The organism is Streptomyces sp. NPDC086989 (assembly GCF_044745505.1).
Lineage (GTDB): Bacteria > Actinomycetota > Actinomycetes > Streptomycetales > Streptomycetaceae > Streptomyces.
The window spans coordinates 350,702-367,916 of sequence record NZ_JBIVAL010000006.1; the positions used below are offsets into that span (position 1 = coordinate 350,702).

At 73.5% G+C, this 17,215-nt stretch carries 17 protein-coding genes and 1 pseudogene; 9 read left to right on the forward strand and 9 right to left on the reverse strand.

Annotated elements, in window-relative coordinates:
- Positions 1-139 precede the first annotated feature (139 nt).
- Positions 140-1,423: an MFS transporter gene (locus tag ACIPK4_RS17185; RefSeq protein WP_402313406.1), complete on the reverse strand. Its 1,284-nt coding sequence runs from the start codon at positions 1,421-1,423 to the stop codon at positions 140-142.
- A 63-nt stretch (positions 1,424-1,486) separates the two neighbouring features.
- Here ACIPK4_RS17185 and ACIPK4_RS17190 point away from each other — a divergent pair.
- Positions 1,487-2,443, forward strand: a pseudogene (locus ACIPK4_RS17190) (LysR family transcriptional regulator); the annotation flags it as partial.
- 26 nt (positions 2,444-2,469) lie between these two features.
- Here ACIPK4_RS17190 and ACIPK4_RS17195 read toward each other — a convergent pair.
- Positions 2,470-3,534 (reverse strand): LuxR C-terminal-related transcriptional regulator, encoded by a 1,065-nt coding sequence (locus ACIPK4_RS17195; protein WP_402313408.1) that lies wholly within the window; start codon positions 3,532-3,534, stop codon positions 2,470-2,472.
- A 136-nt stretch (positions 3,535-3,670) separates the two neighbouring features.
- Here ACIPK4_RS17195 and ACIPK4_RS17200 point away from each other — a divergent pair, with 136 nt between their 5' ends.
- Entirely contained in the window at positions 3,671-4,990 is a 1,320-nt protein-coding gene (locus ACIPK4_RS17200; RefSeq protein ID WP_402313410.1) for an ATP-grasp domain-containing protein, read from the forward strand.
- On the forward strand, positions 4,971-6,431 hold the full coding sequence (locus ACIPK4_RS17205) for a CehA/McbA family metallohydrolase (protein WP_402313411.1): 1,461 nt from the start codon (positions 4,971-4,973) through the stop codon (positions 6,429-6,431). Before ACIPK4_RS17200 ends, ACIPK4_RS17205 begins: the two co-directional genes overlap by 20 nt.
- 28 nt (positions 6,432-6,459) lie before the next feature.
- Here ACIPK4_RS17205 and ACIPK4_RS17210 read toward each other — a convergent pair whose 3' ends face one another.
- Both ACIPK4_RS17210 and ACIPK4_RS17215 read right to left on the reverse strand, forming a co-directional pair.
- Positions 6,460-6,828: a cupin domain-containing protein gene (locus tag ACIPK4_RS17210; RefSeq protein ID WP_402313413.1), complete on the reverse strand. Its 369-nt coding sequence runs from the start codon at positions 6,826-6,828 to the stop codon at positions 6,460-6,462.
- 113 nt (positions 6,829-6,941) lie between these two features.
- Positions 6,942-7,679, reverse strand: coding sequence for an alpha/beta hydrolase (locus tag ACIPK4_RS17215; protein WP_402313415.1), 738 nt, complete (start codon positions 7,677-7,679; stop codon positions 6,942-6,944).
- A 113-nt stretch (positions 7,680-7,792) separates the two neighbouring features.
- Here ACIPK4_RS17215 and ACIPK4_RS17220 point away from each other — a divergent pair, with 113 nt between their 5' ends.
- The 3 genes from ACIPK4_RS17220 (at position 7,793) to ACIPK4_RS17230 (ending at position 10,271) form a co-directional block, all read left to right on the forward strand.
- Complete coding sequence (locus ACIPK4_RS17220; RefSeq protein WP_054221189.1) at positions 7,793-8,941, forward strand: adenosine deaminase; 1,149 nt, start codon at positions 7,793-7,795, stop codon at positions 8,939-8,941.
- Positions 8,942-9,080: 139 nt separating this feature from the next.
- Positions 9,081-9,362, forward strand: coding sequence for a hypothetical protein (locus ACIPK4_RS17225; protein ID WP_402313417.1), 282 nt, complete (start codon positions 9,081-9,083; stop codon positions 9,360-9,362).
- A 138-nt stretch (positions 9,363-9,500) separates the two neighbouring features.
- On the forward strand, positions 9,501-10,271 hold the full coding sequence (locus ACIPK4_RS17230) for a hypothetical protein (RefSeq protein ID WP_402313419.1): 771 nt from the start codon (positions 9,501-9,503) through the stop codon (positions 10,269-10,271).
- A 5-nt stretch (positions 10,272-10,276) separates the two neighbouring features.
- On the opposite strand, the gene ACIPK4_RS17235 is transcribed toward ACIPK4_RS17230, so the two are convergent.
- From ACIPK4_RS17235 to ACIPK4_RS17255, 5 genes are all read right to left on the reverse strand, one after another.
- A complete protein-coding gene (locus ACIPK4_RS17235; protein WP_054221186.1) occupies positions 10,277-10,477 on the reverse strand; it encodes a PspC domain-containing protein in 201 nt (66 codons plus the stop codon).
- A 43-nt stretch (positions 10,478-10,520) separates the two neighbouring features.
- Entirely contained in the window at positions 10,521-11,102 is a 582-nt protein-coding gene (locus tag ACIPK4_RS17240; protein WP_082410182.1) for a VanZ family protein, read from the reverse strand.
- 374 nt (positions 11,103-11,476) lie between these two features.
- The gene (locus ACIPK4_RS17245; RefSeq protein ID WP_402313421.1) at positions 11,477-12,115 is read right to left on the reverse strand and encodes a PH domain-containing protein; all 639 of its coding nucleotides are present in this window, start codon (positions 12,113-12,115) and stop codon (positions 11,477-11,479) included.
- A gap of 15 nt (positions 12,116-12,130) precedes the next feature.
- The gene (locus ACIPK4_RS17250; protein ID WP_402313423.1) at positions 12,131-12,367 is read right to left on the reverse strand and encodes a hypothetical protein; all 237 of its coding nucleotides are present in this window, start codon (positions 12,365-12,367) and stop codon (positions 12,131-12,133) included.
- A gap of 138 nt (positions 12,368-12,505) precedes the next feature.
- Positions 12,506-13,567 carry a hypothetical protein gene (locus ACIPK4_RS17255; RefSeq protein ID WP_402313425.1) on the reverse strand — a complete coding sequence of 354 codons (1,062 nt, stop codon included), beginning with the start codon at positions 13,565-13,567 and terminating at the stop codon, positions 12,506-12,508.
- Between the two features lie 295 nt (positions 13,568-13,862).
- Between ACIPK4_RS17255 and deoC the strand changes: the two genes are divergently transcribed.
- The 3 genes from deoC to ACIPK4_RS17270 are packed head-to-tail and all read left to right on the forward strand — an operon-like array spanning position 13,863 to position 17,156.
- Positions 13,863-14,825, forward strand: coding sequence for a deoxyribose-phosphate aldolase (deoC, locus tag ACIPK4_RS17260; RefSeq protein ID WP_402313672.1), 963 nt, complete (start codon positions 13,863-13,865; stop codon positions 14,823-14,825).
- 5 nt (positions 14,826-14,830) lie between these two features.
- Positions 14,831-16,267, forward strand: a complete 1,437-nt coding sequence (locus tag ACIPK4_RS17265; protein WP_402313427.1) for an aldehyde dehydrogenase family protein — start codon at positions 14,831-14,833, stop codon at positions 16,265-16,267.
- Positions 16,260-17,156 carry an aldehyde dehydrogenase family protein gene (locus ACIPK4_RS17270; protein WP_054221230.1) on the forward strand — a complete coding sequence of 299 codons (897 nt, stop codon included), beginning with the start codon at positions 16,260-16,262 and terminating at the stop codon, positions 17,154-17,156. Before ACIPK4_RS17265 ends, ACIPK4_RS17270 begins: the two co-directional genes overlap by 8 nt.
- The last annotated feature ends 59 nt before the right edge of the window (positions 17,157-17,215 follow it).

The window sequence follows — 17,215 nt, forward strand, 5'->3', positions numbered from 1 at the left end:
TCCCTCCCACTCCCGCCATTCCTGCCCGGCGGAGAGGGCCAACGCGCCGGAGCCCGGGGCGGCTTGCGCCTCCGGGCTCCGTAAATCACCTCGTACCGATGCCGTACGGACGGATCCGCGAGCGGCGTACCGGACCGCTTCAGCGAGCGGCTGCCAGCACACCCGGGCGGCGCTGCGCCCGCGCCGCGTGCGAGCCGTACAGGGTGATCGACACGACGCCGAGCACCGCCAGCAGCGCGATGCCCACCGTGGCCGCCCAGCCCGCCGAGTGGTAGGCGAGCGCGCCGAGCGTGCCGCCCGCGCTCGACCCCAGGTAGTACGCCGACTGGTACAGCGCCGAGGCCTGCGCGCGCCCCGACGTCGCCGTCCGGCTCACCGCCGCGGACGCCACGGCGTGGCCCGCGAAGAAGCCGGCGGTGATCAGGACCAGCCCGGCCAGGATCGCCGCGAGCGAGTCCGACAGGGACAGCAGCAGCCCGAGCGCGGTCGTGGTCACCGCCAGGTACAGCGCCCCGCGCCGCCCCGCGCGGGCCACCAGCTGCCCGGCGGCGGCCGAGGAGACCGTGCCGACCAGGTAGACGAGGAAGACCGACCCGATCACGCCCTGGCCCAGGGAGAACGGCTTCTCGGCGAGCCGGTAGCCGATGACGGTGTACACGGCGCCGAACACGGTCATGAACAGCGCGCCGATCCCGTACAGCCGCAGCAGCAGCGGATCGCGCAGGTGGCCGGCGACGGTACGGCCGACCGCGCGCGGGTTCAGCGAGGCCGGCCGGAAGAACCGGGCCCGGGGGAGCATGACCAGGAAGGCGCCCGCGCAGGCCAGCGCCATGACGCCGACCGCCAGCAGCCCGCCGCGCCAGCCCCAGGCCTGCGCCGCCCAGCCGGTGACGAGGCGGCCGCTCATGCCGCCGATGGAATTGCCCGCCACGAACAGGCCGATCGCACCCACCAGCGCCTTCGGCTTGACCTCCTCCGCCAGGTACGCCATCGCGGAGGCCGGGATGCCGGCGATCGCCGCACCCTGCACGGCGCGCAGCGCCACCAGCCACTCCAGGTTCGGCGCGAACGGCACGAGCAGCCCGACGCCGACCGCGACCAGCATGGAGACCGTCATCATCCGGGTCCGCCCGAAGCGCTCGGAGAGCGCGCTGAGCGGCAGCACGAACAGGGCGAGGGCGCCGGTGGCCGCGGACACCGTCCAACTGGCCTGACCCGCCGTCACCCCGAAGCCCTCGGAGATCGCGGGCAGCAGCGCCTGGGTGGAGTAGAGGAGGGCGAACGTCGCGAGTCCGGCGGCGAAGAGCGCGAGGCTCATGCGGCGGTAGCCGGGGCGGCCGGGGGAGTGCGGTTCCGGTGTGGCGGGGGACGACGGGGTGGAGGCACCCGTGATGACGGGCGCCCCGGTATGAGCGGAAGGCATGCAACGACCGTAGACCCGCCTCGTTTCATGCGTCCAATGCACAGAATCGCGATAATCGATCCACTGGCGCATCAGCACAGCTCAGAAGGGTGCCTGTCGATGAACCGTTACGTAGAAGACACGGAAGTGACAGGGTTGCTCGCCCCTAGGCTGGCGTACTTCGCCGCCGTCGCCCGGCACGAGCACGTCACCCGCGCCGCGCACGAGCTGGGCGTCCCGCAGTCCACCCTGTCCCGGGCCATGGTCCGCCTCGAACAGGACCTAGGCGTCACGCTGTTCGCCCGCAAGGGCCGCACCGTCGCCCTCACCACGGCCGGGCGCACCTTCCACGCCTCGGCCGAGCGCGCCCTCGCCGAAATCGCCCGCGCCGCCGAGTCGGTGCAGCAGGACGCCGACCCGGCCTGCGGGAAGGTGGCGTTCGGCTTCCTGCACACCCTCGGCCCCGAGACCGTACCCGGCCTGATCCGCGCCTTCCGCGCCGACCACCCGCGCGTGCGCTTCTCCCTCGTGCAGAACTACGGCGAGGCCATGCTGGAGAAGCTGCGGGCCGGCGAACTCGACCTCTGCCTGACCTCACCGCTCCCCGACGCCCCCGACCTGGTCGCCCGCCGCCTCGACGAGCAGCGGCTGCGGCTCGTCGTCCCCGACGACCACCGGCTGGCCGGCCGCAAGCGGATCCGCCTCGCCGAAGCCGCCGAGGAGACCTTCGTGACCCTGGAGGCCGGCTACGGGCTGCGCCGCATCACCGACGACCTCTGTGCGGAGGCCGGGTTCACCCCCCGGGTGGCCTTCGAGGGCGAGGAGGCCGAGACCCTGCGCGGCCTGGTCGCGGCGGGACTCGGCGTGGCCCTGCTGCCGCCGCCGGCGGTGGCCCGCCCCGGCGTGGTCGAGCTGACGGTGACGGCCCCGCGTGCGGTCCGCGAGATCGGCGTCGCCTGGCTCGACGGCCACCCCGACACCCCGCCGGTCGCCGAGTTCAAGCGGTTCCTGCTGTCCCGGCGCGGCCGGCTCATCCCGGAGCTGCACGGCGGCCCCGCGCAGCCGGCTCAGGATGCGCCGCCGGCCGCCCCGGCGGCGTCACCGGGCACGGCCGAGGCGCGGGGAGGCGCCGCCGGTGAGAGCAAGTAGCCCGCCTGGAAACGGGACTTGGCGCCCACAGCTCGCATGATCTCCGCGATGTGGCGCTGGCAGGTCCGCTCCGACATGCCCAGCCGGCGCGCGATCACCTTGTCCTCCAGCCCCTCGGACAGCAGCCGGACGATCGTCTGCCGCAGCTCGTCCGAGAGCGAGCGCGCCGCGTCCGGGCCCACCGTCGTCGGGAACGGCTCCGCCGCCACCCACGCCCTTTCGAACGCCGACGTCATGAAGTGCACCACCGCCGGCTCCCGCACGACGAGCGCCGCACCACTGCGGTCCGGCACCGACATCAGGCCCGTGTGGCCGTCGAAGACCAGCATCCGCATCAGCCCGTCGCCCAGCGTCCGCACCTGCGCGCCCAGCGCCGTCACCCGCTCCACGTACGCCGCGGTCGGCCGCGAGTAGCGCGCCGTGTGCTGGTAGATCGTGCGCATCCGCACCCCGCGCGCCAGCAGCGACTCGTCCCGGCCGATCGCCTCCTCCAGCGTCTCCAGCGGCCGTCCCCCGCCCGGCTGCGAGGTCAGCAGCTCCTTCTCGCACGCCGCGACGAGCTCCGCGATCAGCGCGCGCACCGCCCCCAGGTCGGTGACCAGCTCCAGCTCCGCCCGCCCCGCCCCGTTCCGCTCCAGGTGCGCCGCCCCCGCCTCGTACGCCGGCACCAGCGTCTCCAGCCGCCCGCGCAGCCGGTCCATCTCGTCGTGGGTCTCCCGTACGAGCAGCGCCAGCGGGGCCAGCGCCCGGGCCGCCGCCGCCCGGGGTGCGACGGCGCTCCACCGGTCCGGGCCGCCGCCGGGGGCCCGCTGGAGCAGGTGCGCGGCGGCCAGCTCGGTGATCGCCGCGGCCGCCCGCGCCCCGAGGGCCCCGGTCGCCTCGGCCTCGGCGAACGAGTGCCGCTCGACGGCGTACGCGTACAGCCGCCGGGCGGCGCGGCTCAGGTCGCCCCCGGACGGCGGTTCGGCTTCGTCGGCTGGCATATGCGTATTCGTCCCGGATTGCTGATGTTTATAAACCCCTCGTGTTCCCGCAAGGCGGCAAGACGACGCCCGAAAGGGCCCCTCAGGCATATGCCGAAAGGGCACAGTGGCCACACCGGGTGAAGGGGGAGACGCGGTGACGGGGGAGCGGGAGCGGGTGAGCGGGACCGGGCGGGGGCCCACGGCGGTCCTGCTGAGCCCGCGCCCCGCCATGGTGGCCGCCGCCCGACGGGCCGGCGCCCACACCGTGGTGGTCGCGCCGGGGGCGCCCCCGGCCGTGGCCTGGGGACGTCCGCCGGTGCCGTCCGACCGTGAGGGGGCGGAGCGGCGGGTACCGGCGGACTGGCGCGACCACCGCCGCCTGATCGAGGCCCTCGGCCGGCTGGACGCGGTCCGGCGCGGGCACGCCCGCGTCTTCGGCTGCGACCCCGCCGCCGCACTCGCCGCCGCCCGCGCCAACGAGGCCCTCGGCCTGCCCGGCACCCCCGCAGCGGCCGTCACCGCGCTCATGGACAAAGCCGCCCTGCGCGCCCGCTCCAACGCCCTGCACGCCGCGCGGCCCGTCTCGTTCGTCCGCTGCGGCCGCGCCGCGCTGCTCCCCTTCCTCGCCGGCCTGATCGGCTTCCCCTGCGTGGTCAAACCCCGCGCGGGCGCCCTCGGCGAGGGCGTGCGCCTGTTAGCCGGCCCGGCCGACGCGCAGGCCGCCGTCCGCGACTACCCCGAGGTCACCGACCTCCTCGTCGAGGAGTACCTCGAAGGCCCCGAACTCGCCGTCGAAGCCCTCTCCCGGGAGGGCCGCCACCGCATCCTCGGCTGGACCCGCCGGATCCCCGCACCGGGGACGGCCGCCACCACCGCCACCGGGCACGCCCTGCCCGTCGCGCTGCCCGCGGGCACCGCCGAGGCCGTACGCGCCCTCGTACGCGGCGTCCTCGACCTCGCCGGCCACCGCGACGGCCCCTCCCACACCGAGGTCGTCCTCACCCCGGACGGCCCCCGCCTCATCGAGGCCCACGCGCACCCCGGGGCCGAGGAGCTCGTCCAGCTGCTCCGCCTCGCCCACGGCACCGACGTCCTCGCCCTCGCCCTCGCCGCCGGGCTCGGCCTGCCCGAACCGGTGCACCACCCGCGCACCGCCCACGCCGGGCTGCGGTACGTGGACTTCGCGCCCGGCACCCGCATCGAGCGGGCCCACCCGGGGCCGGCCGCCGCCCGCGCCGTGCCCGGCGTGGTCCGGGTGCGGCTGGAGGTCCCGCCGGGCACGACGGTGCGCCGGACCCCGACCGGTTCGCTGCACCACGCCCACGTCCTCGCCGCCGCCCCGACGGCCGCCTCCCTGACCCGCATCCTGGACCGGGCCGCGGCACTGCTCGGGCGAGCAGGACCCCTCACCCCCGATTCACACGGGATTCACGTACCGAGGCCACCGTGGAGGGATGGCCCTCACACGACGTGAACTCCTGGCGAGCGGTGCGAGCACCGCCGCCGCAGCCACCGCCCCGCACGTCAGCGCCCCCACCCCGGACACCCGCGTCCTGCGCGGCACCATCCCGCCGGGCGCCCCGGACTTCGTCGAGGTACCGCTCGACGTGCCGTCCGGCGTCCGCGAGTTACGGGTGTCCTACACGTACGGGAAACCGCCCGTACCGCCCGGCACCCCGGGCAACGCCCTCGACATCGGCATCTTCGACCAGCACGGCACCGCCCTCGGCGGCCGCGGCTTCCGCGGCTGGTCCGGCGGCGCCCGCAGCGAGTTCTTCCTGCGCTCCGACGACGCCACCCCCGGCTACCTGCCCGGCCCGATCGGCGCCGGCCGCTGGCACCTGCTGCTGGGCCCCTACACCGTGGCCCCGCAGGGACTCCCGTACGAGATCACCGCACGCTTCACCTTCGGGACGCCGGCCCCGGCACCCCGCCCCGCGTACCCGCCCCAGCGGGCCCGGGGCCGCGGCCGGGCCTGGTACCGAGGCGACTGCCACATCCACTCCACCCACTCCGACGGGCGGCGCACCCCGGCGGAGATAGCGGTCCTGGCCCGCGAGGCAGGCCTGGACTTCATCAACTCCTCCGAGCACAACACCCACAGCGCGCACGCCGCCTGGGCCGACGCGGTCCCGCCGGACCTGCTGGTCCTGACCGGCGAGGAGATCACCACCCGCACCGGGCACGTCCTGGCCGTCGGCACCGACCCGGGCACCTTCGTCGACTGGCGCTACCGGGCGCGCGAGGGCCGCTTCGGCCGGTTCGCGCGTACGATCCGCAGCGCGGGCGGCCTCGTCGTACCCGCCCACCCGCACGCCACCTGCATCGGCTGCGCCTGGAAGTCCGGCTTCGGCGAGGCCGACGCCGTGGAGGTGTGGAACGGCCCCTGGACCCCGGACGACGAGGTCTCCCTGGCCTCCTGGGACGCCACCCTGAGCGGCGCGGACGGCGCGCGCTGGCTGCCGGCCGTGGCGAACAGCGACTTCCACCGGGACCCGGACCGCATCGGCGGCCCCCAGACCGTGGTCCTCGCCGAGGACCTCACCCGCCGGGCCGTCCTCGCCGGGATACGCGCCGGCCGGGCCTACGGGGCGGAATCCGCGCGGGTCACGGTCGCCTTCGAGGCGGTCGGCGGGCGCGGGGAACACGCCGGCATCGGCGAGTGCCTGCGGGCCGCCCCCGACGCGGACGTGCTGATCCGGCTCACCGTCACGGGCGCACCGGACGCGGAACTGCGGCTGATCACCGACCAGGGACCGGCCGTCACGGCGCCGGCCGGTGCCACTCTGGAGTGGCACACCACGCCCGCCCGCTCGGCCTACGTCCGGGCCGAGGTCCGCCACCCCGCCACGTCCCCGCCGCTCCCGGGCGCCCTGGCGGCCTTCACTAACCCGGTGTGGCTGCCCACCGGCTGAGTCGGCGGGGAGGGGGAGGGCGAGGGGCTCAGGAGGCCGGCTTCGCGTACGTGCCGTAGCCGGTCCAGTCGAGGGCGACGCACGGCTCGTCGCCCACGACCCAGGCGTCGTGCCCGGGATCGATCTGCATGAAGTCACCGGGGCCGTACTCCTCGCTGGCCCCGTCGTTCATGACGACCTTGATGCGGCCGCTCACCACGTATCCCGTGTGCGCCGCCTCGCAGCTGTCCGTGCCGGCCAGCGGCTTGATGTGCTCCGACCAGCGCCAGCCCGGCTCGAACACCGCGCGGCCCACGGCGCCGCCCGTGGTCTCGATGACGTCGAGCCTGCCCTTGCCGTCCTGGAACGGACGGGTCTCGTCCGCCTGGTCGAAGCTCTTGCGCACGATCCCGGCCATCCCGCATCGCCTCCCGCGGAGAAAGAGCCCCGAGTGCACTCCCCACTCTACGCTCGGGCGCACCGGCCATCATCCCCGCGCAGAGCCCGTGACAGCGCCGCGGGACCTGCCGCTCAACCCCGCAGCGAACGCCCGAAACCGGAGGCGAGCGGCATCCGCAGCCCCAGTGGCGGCGGCGCCGCCAGCGCGTCCGTCACCGGCCGCGAGTACCGGCCCGAGAACATCGCACCCAGGACGAAGTCCACGGACAGCGCCACGACTTCCGCCTGGAACCCGCGCAGCCGGTGCCCGTCCGAGTGAACCTCGAACCGGCACGTGGAACGGTTCGCCTTCTTCGCCCGCGCCGCCAGCCGAAACGATGCTTCCGGATCGCTGCTCGCGTCGTTCGTCCCGTGCACGATCAGCACCTGCCGCCCCGACAGCTGTTTCACCGGTTCCGGGGAGTCCGGCGCGGTCACCTCGCCTAAGGAAGGGGCAAGGGCCAGCACCGAGTTGACGGCGTCGTGGCCCGCCGCCCGCAGCGCGGCCCGGCCGCCCGCGTCGTACCCGGCCAGGCACACCGGCACGTCCCCGTACCTGCGCAGCACCTCGTCGGCGGCCCACCGGGCGTCGTCCTCGCGGCAGGCCCCCCTGCCGTGCAGCACCGTGTGCGCCACCAGGCCGTCCGCCCCGCCCGCCCGGACCAGTGCCCGCGCGAGCGGGCGCACCGGACCGGGGGACCATCTGGACGCCCCGGGAAGCAGGAGGACCACTCCGTTGACCGTGACCGTGCTGCCCGTCGACTGAGAGCCGTTCGCGCCGGCCGCCCGCCCCAGGCGGGTCCCGCGCGCCGGCGGCGCATGCTGTGCCATGGCGGAACAGTCTCAGACTGACAGGTGTACGCGACCCGTCCGTACGGTCTCTGTTACGTATCGACGCCCGTCGTCACCGCGCGGCTCTACGCGCGTAGGAGTAGAGTGCCCGGATGACGAGCGAGACTCCCAACCTGCCGACCCCGGACCAGATCCGCCGCTCCCCGAAGGTGCTGCTCCACGACCACCTCGACGGCGGCCTGCGGCCCGGGACCATCATCGAGCTGGCCCGCGAGGTCGGTTACGAGAACCTCCCCGAGACCGACGCGGACAAGCTCGGGATCTGGTTCCTGGAAGCCGCCGACTCCGGCTCCCTGCCGCGCTACCTGGAGACGTTCGCGCACACGTGCGCCGTCATGCAGACGAAGGCGGCCCTGTTCCGGGTCGCCGCCGAGTGTGCCGAGGACCTGGCCGAGGACGGCGTCGTGTACGCCGAGATCCGCTACGCCCCCGAGCAGCACCTGGAAGCCGGCCTGACCCTCGAAGAGGTCGTCGAGGCAGTGAACGAGGGCTTCCGCGAGGGCGAGCGCCGTGCCAGGGCCAACGGCCACCGCATCCGCGTCGGCGCCCTGCTCACCGCGATGCGCCACGCCGCCCGTGCGCTGGAGATCGCCGAGCTGGCCAACCGCTATCGGGACAACGGCGTGGTCGGCTTCGACATCGCCGGCGCCGAGGCCGGGTTCCCCCCCACCCGCCACCTGGACGCGTTCGAGTACCTCAAGCGCGAGAACAACCACTTCACCATCCACGCGGGCGAGGCCTTCGGCCTGCCGTCGATCTGGCAGGCCCTGCAGTGGTGCGGCGCCGACCGCCTGGGGCACGGCGTGAAGATCATCGATGACATCGAGGTCGCCGCCGACGGTTCGGTGAAGCTGGGCCGGCTGGCCTCGTACGTCCGGGACAAGCGCATCCCCCTGGAGATGTGCCCCACCTCGAACCTGCAGACCGCCGCGGCCGCCTCGTACGCCGAGCACCCGATCGGTCTGCTGCGCAAGCTGCACTTCAGGCTGACGGTCAACACCGACAACCGCCTGATGAGCGGCACCAGCATGAGCCGCGAGTTCGAGCACCTGGTCGACGCCTTCGGCTACACGCTCGACGACATGCAGTGGTTCACCGTCAATGCGATGAAGTCCGCGTTCATTCCTTTCGATGAACGACTGGCCATGATCAATGAGGTCATCAAGCCCGGTTATGCGGAGCTGAAGTCGGAATGGCTGTTCCAGCAGACCGCTTCGACCAGCGGTTCCGTGTCGGCCTAGGCGAGGGCATGACAAAGAGGAGGCGCCCGGGAAGAACAATTCCCGGGCGCCTTCTCGTATTTACGTATGTTTGCGGGCGGCGGTTTGAAGTGACTAGTTTGCGGAGCCGCTCATTTCCCCGTCGCAAGGACTCATCTTCATGAAGAAGTCAGCTGCCAAGACCCTCGGTGTCGCTGCGATCGGCGCCGCCTTCGTCGCCGCCGCCGCCGGCTCCGCCTCGGCCGCCGTGCCCGCGATCGGCCTCTCCGACGCGCTGGGCACCGTGACCGGCGCCGCCCAGGGACTCACGAGCCAGCAGCACGTCAACGCCGAGGACGGCCGGCAGTCCAGCGACCCGACCGCGCCGCTCAACGACCTCACCAACGCCGTCGGCCCGACCCTCGGCGGCCTGCCCATCGGCGGCGCCCTCGGCGGAAGCTGACCCCGCCGGATCCGTACGCGGATTCGTACGCGCGCGCACGTGGCGCACACCGGTTCGATCGGGTGTGTGCCACGTCGTGCCGTGTGCCACGATCACCACCAACTGCCCGCCGACCCACAGGGGTGTGAGGTTTCGGTCATGCGCTTGAAGGCACGAGTCACGGTCGGAGCGGCCACGGCCGCCCTGCTCCCCGCCCTCCTCCTGGGGGTCACCGGGTGCAGCAGCAAGGACGCCCCCGCGCCCGGCAGGACCCCCGACCCCAAGGGCTCCGCCCCCGCGGGCTCTTCCACCGCGCCCCCCGGCGGCGCCCCGAGCGGTCCGGCCGCTCCGAAGGCCGCCGCGAGCAAGCTGGAGCGGTCCGCACTCGAACAGGGCGATCTGGCCGACTACCAGGTCTCCGCACAGGGCAAGAACCCGAACGCCCCCGACGGGCAGCCACAGGCCGACCGCAAGGCCTGCCAGCCCCTGGCCGACATCATGGGCGACAAGCCCGACCCGGCCGCCCGCGAGACGGTCAACCGCGGGATCGGCTCCCAGAAGCAGGTCGGACTGGCCGTCTCCGCCTCCGTCAGCTCCTACGCCGAGAGCGACGCCAAGGCGCTGACGGCCCGTCTGCGGTCCGCTGTCGCCGCCTGCGCCACGGGCTTCACCGCCACCGTCGAGAAGCAGAGCGGCACCTACCGCGAAGTGCGGCCCGCCGAGTACCGGACCACCGGCGACGAGACCGTCAGCTGGACCACCACCGCGGCCGCCCAGGGCGTCTCGGCGCAGGTCCACGTGGTCGTCGTACGCCAGGGCGACACCGTCGTACGCCTGATGGCGCTCAACGTCGCGGGAGCCCGGCAGAAGGTCCTGGTCCCGCACGAGGTGACCGACAAGCAGCTGGAGAAGGTCCGCGGCGCGGGCTGAGCCGTCTACCAGGCGCCGGACGGGGACTTCTCGTTCGGCAGGAGCACCCACAGCGCCAGGTAGATCAGGAACTGCGGGCCGGGCAGCAGGCACGAGACGACGAATATCAGGCGCATCGTGTTCGCGGAAATTCCGAAGCGGCGCGCCAGTCCGGCGCAGACGCCGCCGATCCAGCGGCCGTCACGGGGGCGGGCAATGGCGCTCATGGGTTCTCCTCTGTGGCATCCGGCGGGGTTTTTCCCCGATGCCTCAATACTCCCGCGGCACCGCCGACAAAACCTCGGTCCAGGGTCCCAGCCCGACCCTGGTAATTCTCGGGGTGGACCCCTGAGAAGCTGGCTGCGACCGCCGGGAACGCCGCATCCGCGCCCGCAGCGCAGGTACGACGGCCACGTGCGCGAGCACCACGCCCAAGGCGTTCAGCAGCACCGAGTCCACGTCGACCACCCGCCCGGGGACGGCGCTCTGCAGCATCTCGATGCTGAGCGAGACCAGCACGCCCGCGGCGGCGGTCCGGCCCAGCGAGGACCACGCGGCCAGCGGCGAAGGCGCCAGGCTCCCGTTGACGAGCGGCAGCAACACCCCGAGCGGGGCCAGCAGCGCCAGCCCCTCCCCGATCCGCCGGGCCGCCTCCAGCGGCCCGTACCCGAGGTCCGCCCGGATCCCCTCCAGCGGGCTCAGATTGGCCGCAGCCGCCCACGGCACGTCCAGGGGTCGCAGAGTGAGCCAGCCGACGAGGAGGAGGTGCGCGACCAGCAGACCCCCGCCCAGGAGCCGGAGCCGGAAGTGAATGGCGGTGGCGGCACTGCGGCCGACCTCGTTGCGCTGCACACATGCGAGGACGCAGCCCCCGGTGGCCGCGGTTCCGGCCGGATCCGGTGAGCGGACGGCATGTGACGATCCGATCGGATGAAAGTGCGGCGGGTCGGCTCCCGGCCCGCCCCGCCCGCCCCCGACGAGGCGCACAGTGGGCGCGGCCCACCCGGGACGACCGAGGGAGAACAGCCATGCCGGCAGGACGCAGCGCACCGCGCGGCAGAACCAGAGGGGCCGGCGCACGACGGCCCTTGCGCACGATCGTCGCGGGGGCCTGCGCGAGGGCCCTGACCGCGGCACTCGCCGGCCTGGGCATCCCCAGGAACTGAGGGCCGGCCCCGCGACCCGTGGCCGCAGGGGAACCCGGGACGGCCCTCAGGGCACCCGGGTCAGCGGACGGCGAACAGCACGATCAGGAGCACGGCGCCCACGACGGCGGGCGCGATGATCTCGTAGGACCACCGCACGCGCACGCTGCCCTGGGCGCCCTCCCGCGAGGCACCGCGCTCGGCCAGCTCGCGCAGCTCGTGCACCACCCGGTCCGCCTGGGCCGGCTGCGGCCCGGTGGCGGCGCCCGCATCGGCCCGTCCGGGCGCACCCGGGACCGTGCCGTTGACCGCGCCGCTGCGGCCGAGCTGCCGGTTCGCCTTCTTCCGCTCGCGCAGCGAGACCGGGACGGACCACAGCTGGTACTTCGAACCCTCGGCCAGCACCTCCGCCGAATATCCGGCGCGCACCGCGTCCACGGCGCCCCAGGGCAGCTCGATGACCCGGAAGGGGTTCCGTACGCGCAGCCGGTCGGCGTTGGCGAAGACGGCCGGGCGGATCGTGAACGCGACGATCAGCGGTACGGCCAGCAGGGCGACCGCCGCCGCGAACCACCGGGAGCTCCCCGGACCCCGCACGAGGGCGTCACCGCACAGCCACGCGACGAGCGCGAGCAGCAGGACTCCGGTGACGACGGCCATGGAGGAGCGGTAGACCCGGTCGTCGTACACCGGCTCGTCAGTGGGCTGCTGGCTGCTCATGCGCCCGATTCTGCCTCACTGCGCCGCAGCGGCGGACCAGCCCACGAGATCGGCGTGCGGCTCCGCGGCGGGCAACGGGGTGACCGGCGCCGCGGCCGGGGCGGGCGGTGGCGCGGCCTGCGCGGGTGCGGTGGTCGCGGCGACGTGCGGCGGCGTGGGCGCGGCCGGGGCACCGCCGCAGCCGGTCAGGGCGGTGAGGGCGAGCGGACCGAGCAGGGCGGCGGCGAGCGGGGCGCGGAGACGGCGGGCCACGGGGACGCTCCCGGGGGAAAACGGGCCCGGCGGGCCGCCGCAGAGGGCGGCCCGCCGGAGGCAGGAACGGGAGGCAGGAACGGGAGGCAGGAACCGGAGGCAGGAACGGGAGGGAGGCCGGCCGGGAGGCCGGGTGGGTCAGCCCCGGCCGCGGGTGGCGCGGCGGGCGCGGGCCATCAGGGCCACACCGACCCCGGCGAAGATCGCGACGAGACCGGCGCCGGCGGCCGCGGTGGTGCTGTTGCCGGTGTCCTCGGCGGCGAACTCCGCGCCGGCGGCGACCCCGCCCCGGGGCACGACCACGGTCTGCGCCCCGCCCTGCGGCTTCACGTCGGCGGCCGGCTGCACGGAGACGGCCGACTGCACGACGGCGGCGGGCTTGGCGGCGGCGGGCTCGGCCTTCGGCAGCAGGTAGAGGGCCGGGGCGCCCCCGCCCTGCGCCCGGACGGTCAGGCCGTAGCGGCCGTTGTCCGCCTCGGCGAGCTCGTACGCGGTGCCGTCGACGACCGCGCGGGGGCCGGACGGGTCCAGTGCGGCCAGCACGCGGCCCGCCCAGCTGTCGCCCGGCTTCCAGTCGGCGGAGACGGCGCGGATCCAGACCTCGGGGCCCTCGGCGCCGTTGCGCAGCACCGCGATGCGGCCCTTGCCGACGAGGACGGCCTCACCGTCGTAGCGGCCCTTGCCGGCGGTGACCGGGGTCTTCGCGGCGGCGGGGGTCTTCGGCTCCTCCGGGGCGGGCTCGACCCGGACGTCCGGGGTCCTCGGGGACGACGCCTTCGGGGACGACGCCTTCGGCAGCGGGAAGGACTTGGTGGCGCCCCCCTCGGTGACCGTCAGCACCGGGGCGGAGGTGTCCAGCCGGGTGAGCTTCAGGCTGAGCCCGTGGACCGTGTCACCGGAGTGCGAGCGGTCCAGCAGGGTCAGGACCCGGACCATGTAGGTGTCGCCCGGCTTCCACTGCTCGCCCACGGCGCGGATCCAGGCCTCCGGGCCCTCGGGGCCGTTGCGCAGCACCGCGACCAGACCCTCGCCGATGTAGACCGGCTCGCCCGCGTAGCGGTCGTCGTCCGAGACGGTTCCGTACCCCGAAGCCGTCGCGCTCTGCACGGGCGGCGCGGCGAACGCGGTCGTGGCCGCCGGCGCGAGCAGGGCCCCGGCGAGGGCGGCGGTGACGATCGAGGTGCGGAGGGCGGAACGCATAACGACTCCTGAAGCTGTTTCGAGGATAAGGGGGAGAGTCGCATGCCGCGTTTTCTCTGTCGGGCTTTCATCCGGTGAGGTCTGGCGGGCTGCTGAAAAGAAATTTACGGATCCTGTTCGACCGGACGATCGGGTTCCCGTCTTCGCCGTGTAACAGCAAAAGCGGAGGTCAGCGGTCCGCGCCTCGGGGTCCGACCGGATGCCCGCCGTGCCCGGATGTGGCCGGTCCCGCACAGATGTGCACCCGCGGGGGGTGACAGGCAGCTACGCGCGTAGATATGCTCATCTGGTGACCATGCCCACCACCCTCTCCGCATTCGCTGACGTGACGACGTCCGACAGCGCGCTGCGCCGCTTCCTGCACGGGCTGCCCGGCGTAGACGCCGTCGGCCTGGAGGCCCGCGCGGCCGCGCTCGGTACCCGTTCGATCAAGACCACGGCCAAGGCGTACGCCATTGACCTGGCCATTTCCATGATCGACCTGACCACGCTTGAGGGTGCGGACACCCCGGGCAAGGTCCGAGCGCTCTCCGCCAAGGCCGTCAACCCCGACCCGACCGACCGTACGACCCCCATGACCGCCGCGGTCTGCGTCTACCCCGACATGGTGGCCACCGCCAAGGCCGCCCTGAACGGCGCCGACGTCAAGGTGGCCTCCGTCGCGACCGCCTTCCCGGCCGGCCGCGCCGCGCTGCCCGTCAAGCTCGCGGACACCCGTGACGCCGTCGCCGCCGGCGCCGACGAGATCGACATGGTCATCGACCGTGGCGCCTTCCTCGCAGGCCGCTACCTGGAGACGTACGAGCTGATCAAGGCCGTCAGGGAGGCGTGTGTGCGCCCTGACGGGACCGCCGCCCGCCTCAAGGTCATCTTCGAGACCGGCGAGCTGTCGACGTACGACAACATCCGCCGGGCCTCCTGGATCGGCATGCTCGCGGGCGCCGACTTCATCAAGACCTCCACCGGCAAGGTCGGCGTCAACGCCACCCCCGCGAACACGCTGCTGATGCTCGAAGCCGTCCGCGACTTCAAGGCGCAGACTGGAATCCAGATCGGCGTGAAGCCGGCCGGCGGCATCCGGACCACGAAGGACGCCGTCAAGTTCCTGGTCCTGGTCAACGAGACGGTGGGCGAGGACTGGCTGTCCAACCACTGGTTCCGCTTCGGCGCCTCCAGCCTGCTCAACGACCTGCTGATGCAGCGCCAGAAGCTGAGCACCGGCCGTTACTCCGGTCCCGACTACGTGACGGTGGACTGATCACCATGGCATCCCTTTTCGAGTACGCACCGGCCCCCGAGTCGCGTTCCGTCGTCGACATCGCCCCCTCCTACGGGCTCTTCATCGACGGCGAGTTCACCGACGCCGCCGACGGCAAGGTCTTCAAGACCGTCTCGCCCTCCTCCGAGGAGGTCCTCTCCGAGGTGGCCCAGGCCGGCGCCGCCGATGTCGACCGCGCCGTCCGGGCCGCCCGCAAGGCCTTCGCGACGTGGTCCGCGCTGCCGGGCTCCGAGCGCGCCAAGTACCTCTTCCGCATCGCCCGGATCATCCAGGAGCGCAGCCGCGAGCTCGCCGTCCTGGAGACCCTGGACAACGGCAAGCCGATCAAGGAGACCCGCGACGCGGACCTCCCCCTCGTCGCCGCGCACTTCTTCTACTACGCGGGCTGGGCCGACAAGCTCGACCACGCGGGCTACGGCCCGAACCCGCGCCCGCTCGGCGTCGCCGGCCAGGTCATCCCGTGGAACTTCCCGCTGCTGATGCTCGCGTGGAAGATCGCCCCGGCGCTCGCGGCCGGCAACACGGTCGTCCTCAAGCCCGCCGAGACCACTCCGCTCTCCGCGCTGTTCTTCGCGGACATCTGCCGCCAGGCGGGCCTGCCCAAGGGCGTCGTCAACATCCTCACGGGCTACGGCGACGCGGGCGCGGCCCTCGTCGAGCACCCGGACGTCAACAAGGTCGCCTTCACCGGCTCGACCGCGGTCGGCAAGGCCATCGCCCGCCAGATCGCCGGTACGGACAAGAAGGTCACCCTGGAGCTGGGCGGCAAGGGCGCCAACATCGTCTTCGACGACGCCCCGATCGACCAGGCCGTCGAGGGCATCGTCACCGGCATCTTCTTCAACCAGGGCCAGGTCTGCTGCGCCGGCTCGCGCCTGCTGGTCCAGGAGTCGATCCACGACGAGCTGCTGGACTCCCTCAAGCGCCGCCTGAGCACCCTGCGCCTGGGCGACCCGCTCGACAAGAACACCGACATCGGCGCGATCAACTCCGCCGAGCAGCTGGCCCGGATCACCGCGCTCGCCGAGACCGGCGAGGCCGAGGGCGCCGAGCGCTGGTCCCCGGCGTGCGAGCTGCCGTCCGCCGGCTACTGGTTCGCCCCGACGCTCTTCACGAACGTCACCCAGGCGCACACCGTCGCCCGCGACGAGATCTTCGGCCCGGTGCTGTCCGTGCTGACGTTCCGCACGCCCGACGAGGCCGTCGCCAAGGCCAACAACAGCCAGTACGGCCTGTCCGCCGGCATCTGGACGGAGAAGGGCAGCCGCATCCTCGCGGTGGCCAACAAGCTCCGCGCGGGTGTGGTGTGGGCCAACACGTTCAACAAGTTCGACCCGACCTCGCCCTTCGGCGGCTACAAGGAGTCGGGCTTCGGCCGCGAGGGCGGCCGCCACGGTCTGGAGGCCTACCTCGATGTCTGAGACCTCTCTGCGTCTGAACGTCTTCAAGACCTACAAGCTGTACGTCGGGGGCAAGTTCCCCCGCTCCGAGAGCGGCCGGGTGTACGAGGTGAGCGACTCGAAGGGCAAGTGGCTGGCCAACGCGCCCCTGTCCTCCCGCAAGGACGCCCGTGACGCGGTCGTCGCGGCCCGCAAGGCCTTCGGCGGCTGGTCCGGCGCGACCGCCTACAACCGCGGACAGATCCTCTACCGCATCGCCGAGATGCTGGAGGGCCGCCGCGAGCAGTTCGTCCGCGAGGTCGGCGAGGCGGAGGGCCTGTCCAAGTCGAAGGCCGGCGCGGTCGTCGACGCGGCCATCGACCGCTGGGTCTGGTACGCGGGCTGGACCGACAAGATCGCCCAGATCGTGGGCGGGGCCAACCCCGTCGCCGGGCCGTTCTTCAACCTCTCCACCCCCGAGCCGACCGGCGTCGTCACCGTCATCGCCCCCCAGGAGTCCTCGTTCCTGGGCCTGGTCTCGGTGATCGCCCCGGTGATCGCGACCGGCAACACGGCGGTCGTGATCACGTCGGAGAGGGCGCCGCTCCCGGCCCTTTCCCTGGGCGAGGTGCTGGCCACCTCCGACCTGCCCGGCGGTGTCGTCAACATTCTGTCCGGCAAGGCCGCCGAGATGGGCCCGCACCTGGCCTCCCACCAGGACGTCAACGCGATCGACCTGGCGGGTGCCGACGCGGCGCTGGCCAAGGAGCTGGAGATCGCGGCGGCCGACAACCTCAAGCGCGTCCTGCGTCCACAGCCTGTGGACGACTGGAGCGCCGACCCGGGCACGTCGCGCATGACGGCGTTCCTGGAGACCAAGACGGTCTGGCACCCGACGGGTTCGCTCGGCTCGGGCGGATCCTCGTACTAGCAGGTCACCCGCACGCAGAGGCCCCGGCAGCGTCTTGGCACGCCGCCGGGGCCTTCGCG